Here is a 12,901-nt window from a genome sequence, read left to right as displayed (position 1 = left end):
TGCTAAATAGGAGAATAAAGATACGATACAAATGACCGTTTGTCAAGTTAAATATCCTTTTCTTTCCTTAAAATGGCGGCTATAAGCGGGCGACTAGGCGGCGAATGGGCGGCGACGACGCCTGATTGTCGCCTATTTGTCGAGTGACAACCATGTAACAGGGTATCGAATCCATGAGGAATGAGTATTTTTAGGGGTGCGAATGGTTTGTAATGTAAAATATTTGTTGCGATATAATTTGTTTATTTCCAGTGTAATAAATGTTAGTATGCCGAGGTGTGAACATTTTTTTGAAAAATAATTCGTTTTCTTGTAAACATTTTGAAGAGGGAGTTTGTCTTTAGGGTGTAATGAAGATGAAAAATAATGGAAAAAGAAAATATACATATTGATTGGGATGTGATTTCGAAAAGTTTTCGGGGCGAGTTGTCCGGGGAGGAACGGGAGATGTTGGAAAGTTGGTTGGCGGCGTCTTCCCGGCATCGGGATTTCTACCGTCAGGCACTTAAAGGGGGCGAGACGGATGCTATAGTTGGAATGGATAAGGGTATATTGGCTGCGAAAAAAAATGAGTTGATGCAACGGGCAAGGGCAATGAAAGGTGAAGTAAAACCTCGGAGATCATTGAAGTTTGTGTGGTATGCAGCAGCAGTCATTTTACCTTTAGCGATAGCTGTCGGGATGTGGATGAATATGGAAGGGAGGAATGAGGGGGTGATTGTCGCTCAACGAGTGCAACCGGGGAGTGGGCGTGCCGTGCTGGAGTTACATGATGGAAGAACTTATTTCTTGGACACGACCCGGGTGGTTGAAACCGGAATAGAGGGAAATCTGGCGAAAGCCGAAAAGCAATCGCTGGTTTACGCGAAGCAGGAGGCTGAAGAACTGGTGTATAATAAAGTGATTATCCCTCGTGCCGGGGAGTATTCTTTGACATTGTCGGACGGGACACGGGTGTGGTTGAATTCTGATTCGGAAATTCGTTATCCCGTGGCTTTCGGGAAAGATCGGAGAACGGTTTTCCTGTCCGGGGAAGCTTATTTTGAAGTGACGAAGGATGCCGTGCGACCGTTTTACGTGGTACTGGACGGAATGGAAGTGAAGGTGTATGGGACGTCATTCAACGTGAACACGCATTATCAAGGGAAAATTTTAACCACATTGATAGAAGGAAAGGTAGGAATTCGGGTGAAGTCGACGGGGGCGGAGAGTTTGCTGCAACCGAACCAGATGGCCGAGTTTAGTTTGGAAAATAAAGATGTTAAAGTAACGGACGTGGATACGTACTACTACACGGCTTGGAGGGCGGGAGAGTTCGTGTTCCAGAACGAAACGGTCGAGGAGATCATGGAGCGTTTGTGTCGCTGGTATGACACGGAGGTATTTTATGCGAATGACAGCGTGAAGGGGAAACGTTTTACGGGAGTTATTGCTCGGTTCACGGATGTGGCGGATGTGTTGCACCTGATCGGGGAGACGGCTACCGTTCAGTTTAATTTGAAAGGAAATACAATCACGGTGAGTGATTCAAGATAAAACCGCGAATCGTTGGCGCGAGTCGCGGTTTGATAACGGATGTTGTGTGTACATCCATAATGTTTAATATTAATCAACAAATCTATGAAAAAAATCAGAAAGTCGTTTGATTTTTCGAGTTTTTTATGCTCGTTAAAGATGAGACTACTATTGAGAAGGTGGGGATTAATGGCGTTGATGCTACTGGGACTGCCTTTCGTGGTTTCAGCACAAAATCAAAAGGTGACGATCAACGTGAAGGACGTTGACGTGCAGGTGGTGTTTAAACAGATCAAGGAACAAACGAGCCTGAATTTCGTGTATAACGCGGATCAGTTGAAAGTGATGAAAGCCGTGACGCTGGACGTGAAAGATGTAACGGTGGATGCAGCCTTGGCTAAATTGTTCGAGGGAACCGCTTTCGAGTACAAGTTCGAGATGCAGTCGATCGTGATCAAGAAGAAAGTGGAACAGGCGGAGAATAAGAAAGTGACTTTGTCCGGGCAAGTGACGGATAAAAGTGGAGCACCATTACCCGGTGTGGCTGTGTTGTTGAGAGGTACGACGGTTGGGACGGCCACGGATATGAACGGGAATTTTAAATTTTTGGTTCCCCGGGAGGAGAATACAATATTGGTGTTCTCGTTTATCGGGATGAAACGTTTGGAGGTTCCGGCCAAGTTTGACGAGCCGATGAAGGTTAAACTGGAGGAGGATGCGACGGAGTTGGAGGAAGTGAACGTGATTTCCACGGGGTATTATAACGTGGACAAACGTCACTTGACGAGTTCCGTGACCTCGTTGAAGATGGACGATATTATGATGCCGGGGGTGAGTACGATTGACCAGATGTTGGAAGGGAATGTTCCCGGAATGATTTTCATGCAGAATTCGGGACAGGTGGGTGCTGCGCCGAAGTTGAAGATCCGGGGATCGACCACAGTGCTGGGATCACAGGCTCCTTTGTGGGTGCTGGACGGGGTTATCCTGTCTGATCCGGTGAATGTTGATCCGCAACAGATTAATGATCTTGATTTCGTGAATTTATTGGGAAATGCGATTTCGGGATTGAACCCGGATGATATTGATCGAATTGACGTGTTGAAGGATGCCTCTGCAACGGCAATTTATGGCCCGCAGGCATCTAACGGTGTGATCGTGATTACGACAAAGAAAGGTAAGGTGGGAGCCCCGGCGGTGTCTTATTCCGTAACGGGTACATTGCGTCGCCGTCCGCATTACTCGGATAGGTCCGTGAATGTGATGAATTCGAAAGAGAGAATCGATTTATCACGGGAACTTGTAGACAAACGTTTGGCTGTTGCCAATCTGAATAGCTGGGTTGGCTACGAAGCTGCTGCTTATGACTATTTTAACGGGGTGATTGATCATGCCGAGTTTGACCGGAGAGTGAGGGATATGGAGACTTGTAACACAGATTGGTTTGATCTCTTGTTAAGAAATTCATTTTCTCATAATCATTCTTTAAGTATTTCCGGAGGAGCAGAAAACGTGAGGTATTATGCATCCATGGGGTATAGTAACGAGAATGGAAATATCCGTAAGGAGAAGAATGATCGTTACACGGGAATGGCTAAAATTGATATTAATTATAAGCGATTTAATATGACTTTTTCTTTAAACGGGAATTTGCAGAAAAAGGATTACACGCCTAGTGAGGTGGGAGTGATGAATTATGCTTATAACACGAGCCGGAGTGTGAGGGCCTATGACGAGGAAGGCGAGTTGTGGTTTTACCAAAGGCATGATTTAATAGGTACCGAGACTTATGATCAACCATTCAGTATTATCAACGAACAGAATAATTCGTATAACAAGATTGAGACGGATCAGGTGGCGTTGACAATGGCTTTGGGATATAAATTAACGTCTTGGTTGAAAGCGGATGCTCAATTTTCTTTTAATATATCCCATTCTTCAAATGATACTTATTATGGAGAAAAGACTTGGTATGCAGCGTGCCTGAGAAAATTGAAAACATCCACGGGTGTTATTGATAATAATAAAACGTTATTATTGAGTGGTGGCGAGTTAACCCAGGATGATACGAAAAGCGAGTCGTATAATTTACGTGGTCAGTTGACTTTTAATCGTTTTCTGGATAAGGAGAATATACATCAGCTCACGGCAACCGTGATCGGGGAGTTAAGTTCCACGACGTATTCCGGTTTTAAGATTGTTCGTAGGGGGTATATTCCGGATCGGGGAATGTTGTTTGATAAGGTTGAGATCGGATTGGATGAGGAGACGAATAGGCTGAAATATCCGGATTATTATACTTGGCTGGAATCCGACGATGCCCGTGGAACAATGAAAGATAATTTAACTCGTAAGGTGGGATTGGTTGCCAGTGCTTCTTATGTTTATAAGAATTCTTATATTTTGAATGCAAATATGCGGATTGATGCCTCGAATAAATTCGGGGATGCGAGTAATGATCGCTTGTTGCCGATTTGGTCTGTATCCGGACGTTGGAATTTACATGAGAATGTGTTGAAAAACGTGCGTCAAGTGAACACGCTGGCGTTGAAATTGTCTTTCGGTTACCAAGGAAATATGTCAGCGCAGGATTCACCCCGGTTGATTATTAAAAAAGGTACGACAAATGAATATTTTGGAGAGTACGAATCGACGATTACTCAATATCCTAACCCGGATTTGAAATGGGAAAAGACATCAACTTTGAATGCTGACGTGGAATTTTCTCTGTTTAATAATAAATTGAACGGTTCAATTGGATACTATTACCGTCACACAACGGATGCTTTCTTGAGTAAAACCGTTTCTTTCGTGAACGGGGTGGGGCAATATACCGTTAATAAAGGGGAGTTGACGAATCAAGGTTACGAGCTGACGCTTAATTTCGTGCCGATTAATACGATGACTTCTATAAACGGGCAGAATAAAGGGTTCGTGTGGAGATTTGATCCGAATTTCGGTTCTGTTTTCAACCAGTTGTTGGATAAGATAAAACCAAAGGATAAAACGATTCAAGATGAGATCAAATATTCGGATTATCTGAATGGTAGTGTGCAGATTGCCGGTCGTCCGTTGAACACGTTTTATTCGTATAAATTTAAGGGGTTGAGTCCGGAAGATGGTCGCCCGATGTTTTACGGGACAGAGGAGACAATGATGGTGAACGGGGAAGAAGTGAAGACTAGGGATGTTTATGCTGAAATGGATAAGGAAGAAGTGTTTATGACCGTCATGGAACGTTCCGGTTGCCGGGAACCGTTTTTACAGGGAAGTATCAGGAACTATTTCGGATGGAGAAACTGGGGGTTGAATTTGAACCTGTCTTATAGTATAGGGTCGAAAGTTCGGATGTTACAAATGTATCCGAACGGGACAACTGCCGCTCCGGGACCGGAGACGAATATGCGACGGGAATTTACTCGCCGTTGGCAACAGCCCGGTGATGAGAGATATACTAATATTCCCGGGTTATTGTCATCAAGAGAATACGAAAGTACGCTTAGCGGTTATTGGTGGAGTGGGATTCCGAACGAGTTTGCCTCGAATATCTGGAAAATGTATGATAATTCGAATTTGAGAGTTGCATCCGGGGATTATTTGAGATTGCAAAATGTTTCTTTGCGGTACGTTGTTCCTGAAAGGTTATGCCAGAAATTACTTTTGAAATCAGCCTATGTGAGCGTGACGGGTACGAATTTGTTTACTCTTTGCAGTAAGAAATTGAAAGGACAGGACCCCTCTCAATCCGGTTCTTCTTCATTGGTAAACTTGTCTATTCGTCCGATGTATTCATTCCAATTAAATGTAACATTCTAAAATATAGAAAGATGAAAAATATAGTATATTTGATAATAGTATGTTTTTTATGTGTTTCGTGTGGAGATTTCTTGAAAGAATATTCCAAAGACTTGACGTACGCATCATCGTGTAAGGATCTGGATGAGGTGATGATCGGGAACGGGTATATGAAATCTGATGCGACGAGTAGTTTGTCAAGTTCGCTAATTTCTCAAAGTACATTGTATTACCCGTGGCTATTTGTCATGGATGATGATGTGGAAGAGTTTGCTACCGGAGTGTATAAGGTGACATCAGAGGGACCGCTTACGTTAATGAGACCTTTTTACGGTTGGCAAAAAAAACCTTTTCAGACGATAAAGGGGGTTCTTTATGACGATCCTTGCTGGAAAAAACTATACGAGCATATCGGATACTTAAATGTGATTCTTTCAGAAATTAAAGAGTTTTCTCACGAGCCGGAGGAAGACAGGAACCGGATAACCGGTGAGGCCGAGTTTTTAAGAGGTGCGTATTATTATTTACTAGTGAATATGTACGCTAAACCTTACGTGAAAGCAACGGCATCTTCTGACATGGGTGTGCCTTTGAATATCACGGAGAAGATCGAGGATAAGTATTTTAGTCGGGAGTCCGTGGAGACGATATATAAACAGATTGTGAAGGATTTGAAGAATGCTGTGGATCACTTGGCCGGGATTCAGCAGGCGACTATTTATCGGGTGAACGAGACTGCAGCCAGAATCTTGTTGAGCCGGGTATATTTGTACATGGGTGAATGGGAATTGGCAGAGGTTGAAAGCGAAAAGGCTATTCAGGCCGGTTGCCCGTTGTGGGATCTGAACGGGGTTGATATGACGGATAACGGATCGGAGTCAACCGGAAATTTAAAACAACAATATATGATTTCCGCTACTTCTCCGGAAGTGTTGTTTACACAAGGGATGAACGTGATGAATTTGTTAATGTATGATGGTACGAACGTGGGACGTTTCAAGGCATCGGATGAATTACTTCAGTTGTATTCGAAATACAGTGGAGAGGGAATAACGGATTTACGTATGACAGGATATTTCTCCGTGTCTCGAAAGAAATCGGATTGTTATTTCAGTCGCAAGACGTCCGTGTTGGCAAAGGATATAAAGGCTTTTGACGCTTTCGTGATACGTTCGGCAGAGGCTTATTTGAATAAAGCAGAGGCTCAGGCGATGCAAGGAAAAAGCGAAGCGATCCAGACGTTGAAGACTTTATTGGAAAATCGTTTTGAAAATGGTGAGATCCCGACCTCCATCGACGGGTTACAGGGGGAGAATCTTGTGAGATTTATCCGGGAGGAAAGACGCCGTGAATTGTGTTTCGAGTGTCATCGTTGGTTTGATTTGCGACGATATGCCGTTTGTGAGAAGTATCCGGAGAAAAAAGAGGTCCGTCACGCGTTGTATGCTCCGGCCACGGTGTCAAACGGGATGGGGGTTTATGAAGGAGAGTATGTGCTGAAACCTTATGGAGAGGATGCGGCTTGGCTAATGCCGATTCCTGATTATGAGATAACTTATAATAAGGGAGAGATGAAACAGAATGACGAGCGGGAAGAGCGTGGTATTCAATAAAGAATGCTTGAGAAAGATGTGATTGTAAAATGATGAAATTATGAATAGATATTTCTTTATATGTATTTCTTTGGGCTTGACGTTATTGTTCGGATGTAACAATGATGACGAGAATTTAAAACCTGCCGGGGTGGGACCGGATTGGTTTGTCATTCAGAATAAGCCCGGACGGTTTAACGAGTTGGCTTACCAAATATATAGTGAAACCGGGATGCCGATGTTTGTGAATGATACGTTAGGTGTGGAGAATCGGGGAACGGATTCTTTTGGAAATCCGATTATTCATTATGAGATGTTCGTGATTGATTATAGTATTTTTAATCAAGTGTACCGTGCGGCAGCTGTCTTGTCAGCAGATACGACGGCGATGGTGAAAGCGGCGGAATTAATCCGGGATGAAGTATTGCCTCGTTATTACCGGGAATACAAGCCTGCCAGTATATTGTTGGTGGATACTCTTTATGCTATAGACCGGGGCTGGTCCTCGGTGCAGGGTGTTAAAGCTTATAAAACCCAAGAGTATGCACATAAAAATATGATAGGAACTGTTGTCGGGCATTTGTCGGATATATTGAAGATGACTGAAGACGAGCAGAATATGTGGGTCGGAAGAATTTTGGCGGAGGAGATTACTGACGAAATTCAGGTGCGGTATGCTGATGAGGTAAAGGAATTTTGTAACGTGTCGTTGCGAACAGGGACATGGACTTGGCATGGGGAGAGCAGGTATGCGGATCTTGAAGGAAAGCCGGCCGGTTCTTTAGGGTATGACGTGGACTATCGAGAACTTGGTTTTTTGGAATGGATATGGGACGGGGTGTATTCTGAGGATCGACTGGTTCGGAGGTATCCGACGGAATATATTGATGTTGCCGGGTATATTGCTGCCGTATATGCTTATAGCGAGGAAAGATTTGAGAGTTTATACCAGGATTTTCCTAAATGTGTCGAGAAATTCAAAATGATGAAAGCTATTTTGGCGAAGTTCGATGCGGAAATGAATAAATAATTGTTTTGTGTGGGGGGAGCCGGAAGGCTTTTCGGCTCCCTGATTGTATGTTTTTAGTGCCGGATACCCGGTGCTTGGGAGAGTATTGTATTAAAATTGCAGGTGTATGAAAAGATTTTTTAGGGTTATCGAGTTGTGTACGTGCTGTTTGTGCGTATGCTTGACAGATGGGACCGGACAGGTAAAAAAGGGGCGGGAGCAGGGAATGCAAGCGACTTCGGTGCGAGAGTCGGGGGTGAAAGAAGCGGTTACCATTGAGAAATTCGTGAAACCGACAGCACAACGATATAAAGGGATGTTTAATGTTTACGTGCAGGAGGGGCGGTATTTCGTGGAGATTCCCAAACGGTTATTGGGACGGGATATTGCAGCGATGCAGGTGTTGGCGAAGGGATCTGCCCAAAATAAAAGAGCGGATACTCAATTGCTGGGGTATGCGGGAGATCCTTTGTCTACCCGGTTAATTCGTTTCGAGGTTGGGAGGGAGAATGAGGTGTGGCTGGTGGAGCCGGAAACTGATAAATGGGTAAAGGATACGACAAGCGAGATTGTCCGGTTGATGAAAGCAACGGAACGTAAGCCTGTTGCCATGATTTTTGACGTGAAGGCAACGGGGGATGAGAGTGTGTTGATTGATATGACGGAGGTCTTGTTGACGGACAATAATATATTTTCATTAAAAGATATGAAAGCAACGCTTGGTCTGGGTGGTTATCAAGCCGATCGGGCGAGCGTGGCCGGATGTAGTGTGTTTCCGGATAATGTGGTTTTTCGGATGATTAAATGTTACGGGGCGGGAGCCGCACCACAATTGTCACCTTTCGCCCGGGAGGAGAAGGTGGAGCAGAATCCGACGGTGTGGGAATTGGCGGTGTCTTTACGTTTGTTGCCGGAAGAGCCGATGCGTCCGAGATACGAGGATAAACGGGTTGGGTATTTCGTGGTGAAGGGTACGGAGTACGGGGATTCCTTGAAGATGAAACAAGCGACATACGCCTGCCGGTGGAGGATGGAACCCCGGCCGGAAGAGGTGGAGAAATATAAACGGGGGGAATTGGTGGAACCCCGGAAACCAATCGTTTTTTATATAGATTATGATATTCCGGAATTTATGATCCCTCATTTGATCGAGGGAGTACGGGATTGGGAGAAGGCGTTTGAACGGGCGGGATTCAAGAATGCGATCGTGGCGAAACGGATGCCCCAACCTGAAGAAGATCCGGATTTCCGACCGGAGGATGCACGGAATTCAATTATTTCGTACAAGGCCTCACCGATTGGGAATGCTTTCGGATTGCAAACAAGTGATCCGAGAACCGGGGAGATTCTAGGAGCCCGTATTTCCTTGTTCCATTGTGTACGCGATTTGTTACAGAAATGGTATTTTGCCCAAGCGGGTGCGGTGGATGAACGAGTGCATCATTTCCCTTTCCCGGAAGAGGTGATGGGGAGACTGGTACGTTACCTTGTTTCTCATGAGGTTGGGCACACGTTGGGATTACGACATAATTTTTATAGTAGCAGTACTTATTCTGTCGAACAGATCCGGGATAAGGATTACGTGAAAGAACATGGACACACGGCATCGATCATGGATTATGCCCGCTTTAATTACGTGGCGCAACCCGGTGATGGAATTGCGTTGGAAGATTTGGTTCCGAGGCTGGGCGAGTATGATTTGTTTGCTATTGAGTGGGGATACCGTTATTTCCCGGAGATGAAGGACGAGCAGGAGGAAAAAGCTTATTTGAGGGCGTGGACTACTCGGCAAAGGACTGAGAACGAGCGTCGTTTCTTTGGTACGGAGTATGATGCTCGCAATCCCCGTTGCCAGAGTGAGGATTTGGGGGATAATAATATGAAAGCGAATGAGCTGGGAATGGAAAATCTGAAACGGATCGTGAAAAATATAACGGACTGGACGGAAGGAGATGATACATTTGGTTCCATTCAGGCAGAGATGTACAAGGGGGTATGTGATCAGTATTTGAAATATATCACTCATGTAGTGAATAATATCGGAGGACATTTCGTGTATGATAAATCACGTTCGGAGGGGGCAGGTATGGATATGCCTATCGGTAGGGAACAACAGAAGGAGGCATTGGCTTTTTTGGACAAGCATTTTTTCCATGCCCCGGAGTGGTTGTTTGAAGAGCATTTGACGGATGTTGCTCGAATGAATAAAGTACGGGTGATGCGGATGTTGTACGGGATGATATGCAAGCAGTTGGCCGGTTCTTTCTTAAAAATGTCGGAACAGGAACAGGTGGAAGAGTGTACATATACTTTGCGGGAGTGTTTGGACGATTTGTATGGAATGATTTTTACAGAGGTCTTGAATAATCAACCGGTGACTTCGTACCGCAGGGAGTTACAACGGATGTACGTGGCGAGTTTGAGAGGCGTGATGGCCCGGGATTTTGTGGATAACCCCGCAATTACTTCTTTGATTTTCGAACAGTTGGAGAGGATAAAGGCGGATGCCCGGAAGGCCGGAAAGAAGAGCAAGGATTTTATGACGAGGGCGTATTGGGACAGTTTTGAATTTTAGATCTAACTAATTTTAGATTTTAAATTTTAGATTGAAAAATTCAACGATAGGAGAATTAAAAGATTTATGATTAAGCGTTTTATGATGAAAAGATATATAAGTATTATCGTACTACTGGTGTTGGCTCTCGGGGCTATGGCACAGGGGAAGGAACCGATGGCGTTTACAGCATTTTTTAAAAATGGGATGGATAAGGTAGAAGGGATTTTACCGGTTTACAAGGGGGCGGATAAGTATTATCTAGAGATTCCTATGAATTTGTTGGGACGGGAGATGTTTTTTTCCGGGGTCGTGATGAGGGGAACGGGGATTCCTTACGCGATGACGGAAGGAATGGGGGTTGCCGTGTTCAAGGCAGAACCGGGAAACCGGGTGTCGTTGTCAAAAGGGATTTTGGGAGAACGGGTTTCCGATACGACTTCAGGGATGTATAAATTGATGGCGGAACGGATACTGGAACCGGTTCATGTCATGTATCCCGTTGTGGCAAGAGGAACGGATGGGGTAAGTCCGATTATTGAGATTACCTCACTGGTGAAAACGAGTCCGGAATGGTTTGGTAGTGCCGAGAGAGGTGCCGCTGATGCGTCTAATTCAGAGATTACGGGGGTGAAGAAGTTGGAGGACGGAGTGAAATTTTCTGTGGTACGGGTTCATTCGTTTGCGAAACAAGGATTCTTGGGAGTACCAGGAAAAGAGGGAATCGTACCGATTGAAATGGAATGTATTATACGGGTGTTACCGGAAAAGTCGATGGTGGTACGTTACGCTGATCCTCGTGTCGGTTACCGGACATTGAGTTATTTGGATTACGGGAGTAACCCGCAGGGGGTGAAGAAAGAGTCGTTGATTTATAAATGGAATCTTTCGGTAAACCCTAAGGATCAGGAGTTAGTGCAACGAAATCAGCTGGTTGAACCGGAGAAACCGATTGTATTTTACATTGCCCCGGAGGTTCCGGAACGTTTTCGTCCGGCTATTCGGAAAGGGATTTTGGCTTGGCAGGCGGCTTTTGAGCAGGCTGGTTTTAAGGATGCAATACAGGTGAAGGATGCGGATCAGACTGTGGATTTGGCGTTAGCGGATGCTGTTGTGTGTTGTTATCCGGGGAGTGGAAATGTGAGTTCTTCTATTTTGGTACATCCGAGGACGGGGGAAATTTTGAAGTGTCGGGTGAATGTTCCGTATTATTTCATGGCGGATGATATGAGAGAGTATTTGTTACAATGTGGGAATGTGGATGAACGTGTGATAAAGGATTTGTCTGACGAGGAGTTGGTGATGGATTTGTTGCGTTATAAGGTGTCTTCGGAAGTGGCGAATGTTTTCGGGATGCTCCCGAATTATGCGGCTAGTATGGCGTTTTCGGCCAAGCAGATGAGAAATCCGAAATGGGTTGCCGAGAACGGGTACACAGTTTCCGTGACGGATGAATTGCCTTTTAATTATGCGGTTCAACCGGGAGACGGGGTAAACGTGAAAGATCTGATCCCGCGGGTAGGATCTTATGATCGGTGGGCGATTATGTGGGGCTACAAACAATATTCAGCGGTGACCGATGCGGAGAAGGATAGATTGATCTTGAATCGATTATGCGGTTCTGTGAAAAAGGCAAAAGTGTTGCATTATAGAGGTTTTGACAGTAATAATCCAATGGGTATACGGGGTGATTTGGGGAAAGACCGGGTTGTAGTGACAGAGTTGGGAATGAAGAATTTGGAGAGAATGTACCCGAAATTGGAAGAGATTACGGCAAAAATAGATGGAGAGGGATGGAGTGAGTTGGAAAAAATGTATTCTAAAGCTCAATCTTTGTATTGCGATTATTTGAAACAGGTCGGGGGATTGATTGGCGGGCGGTATACCGCTCCCGTGATAAAGGAAAGTGATGAAAGACCGGTTACATATGTTTCCCGGGAAGAGCAAAAAGAGGCAATGGAGTTTATGAATCGTTATTTGTTTTCAGGGATTCCGGCATGGTTTGACAGTAGTTTAAACTTGAAGAATGGGTGGCTGACGATTGAAGAGATGGTTAGGCGTTTTGTGGGTTCTTGGATGAAAGAGAAACTGGACGAGGGATGTATCGGTATTTTGTTACAAGGGGAAATGGCTGATGGGAAGAATGCGTACACGGTAGAGAATTTCTTTAACGATTTGGATCGTATGATTTTTAATGATTATCGAGTTACCGAAGTGACGAGTGTACATCGGAAAAATGTACAGTATAGCTACGTGAAGGGTATGGCGGATGGTATGGTGGAAGTGCAGGGAAAGCCCAAGTCCGAAGAGTATATGATGGTGATGAAAATGCACGCTCGGGAGATGAAGGAGAAATTGGAACAATTGGGTGAATCTCATCGAGATAAGGGGGAAAGAGCGTATTTCAGAAGTTTGGCGGCAAAACTTAAATTATGA

The 12,901-nt window shown here is 44.6% G+C and carries 6 protein-coding genes; all 6 read left to right on the top strand.

The genetic code is table 11. From position 1 onward, the window contains the following. The first annotated feature begins 366 nt into the window (after positions 1-366). The 6 genes from F1644_RS02680 (at position 367) to F1644_RS02655 (ending at position 12,901) form a co-directional block, all read left to right on the top strand. Positions 367-1,536: a FecR family protein gene (locus F1644_RS02680; protein ID WP_118302145.1), complete on the top strand. Its 1,170-nt coding sequence runs from the start codon at positions 367-369 to the stop codon at positions 1,534-1,536. 84 nt (positions 1,537-1,620) lie between these two features. Further along, the gene (locus F1644_RS02675; protein WP_118302146.1) at positions 1,621-5,331 is read left to right on the top strand and encodes a SusC/RagA family TonB-linked outer membrane protein; all 3,711 of its coding nucleotides are present in this window, start codon (positions 1,621-1,623) and stop codon (positions 5,329-5,331) included. Positions 5,332-5,342: 11 nt separating this feature from the next. Next, positions 5,343-6,923 carry a RagB/SusD family nutrient uptake outer membrane protein gene (locus F1644_RS02670; protein WP_118302147.1) on the top strand — a complete coding sequence of 527 codons (1,581 nt, stop codon included), beginning with the start codon at positions 5,343-5,345 and terminating at the stop codon, positions 6,921-6,923. Between the two features lie 40 nt (positions 6,924-6,963). Continuing rightward, the gene (locus F1644_RS02665) at positions 6,964-7,932 is read left to right on the top strand and encodes a hypothetical protein (RefSeq protein ID WP_118302148.1); all 969 of its coding nucleotides are present in this window, start codon (positions 6,964-6,966) and stop codon (positions 7,930-7,932) included. Positions 7,933-8,038: 106 nt separating this feature from the next. Then, positions 8,039-10,486: a zinc-dependent metalloprotease gene (locus F1644_RS02660; RefSeq protein WP_118302149.1), complete on the top strand. Its 2,448-nt coding sequence runs from the start codon at positions 8,039-8,041 to the stop codon at positions 10,484-10,486. Between the two features lie 84 nt (positions 10,487-10,570). Further along, positions 10,571-12,901 carry a zinc-dependent metalloprotease gene (locus F1644_RS02655; protein WP_158572005.1) on the top strand — a complete coding sequence of 777 codons (2,331 nt, stop codon included), beginning with the start codon at positions 10,571-10,573 and terminating at the stop codon, positions 12,899-12,901.

The organism is Butyricimonas paravirosa (assembly GCF_032878955.1).
GTDB lineage: Bacteria > Bacteroidota > Bacteroidia > Bacteroidales > Marinifilaceae > Butyricimonas > Butyricimonas paravirosa.
This window is presented reverse-complemented; position numbering and strand designations above follow the sequence as displayed.

Bases quoted from the DNA above. Each gene is read 5' to 3' on its own strand.
- F1644_RS02680 (WP_118302145.1), top strand. From the start codon at position 367: ATGGAAAAAGAAAATATACATATTGATTGGGATGTGATTTCGAAAAGT.
- F1644_RS02675 (WP_118302146.1), top strand. From the start codon at position 1,621: ATGAAAAAAATCAGAAAGTCGTTTGATTTTTCGAGTTTTTTATGCTCG.
- F1644_RS02670 (WP_118302147.1), top strand. From the start codon at position 5,343: ATGAAAAATATAGTATATTTGATAATAGTATGTTTTTTATGTGTTTCG.
- F1644_RS02665 (WP_118302148.1), top strand. From the start codon at position 6,964: ATGAATAGATATTTCTTTATATGTATTTCTTTGGGCTTGACGTTATTG.
- F1644_RS02660 (WP_118302149.1), top strand. From the start codon at position 8,039: ATGAAAAGATTTTTTAGGGTTATCGAGTTGTGTACGTGCTGTTTGTGC.
- F1644_RS02655 (WP_158572005.1), top strand. From the start codon at position 10,571: ATGAAAAGATATATAAGTATTATCGTACTACTGGTGTTGGCTCTCGGG.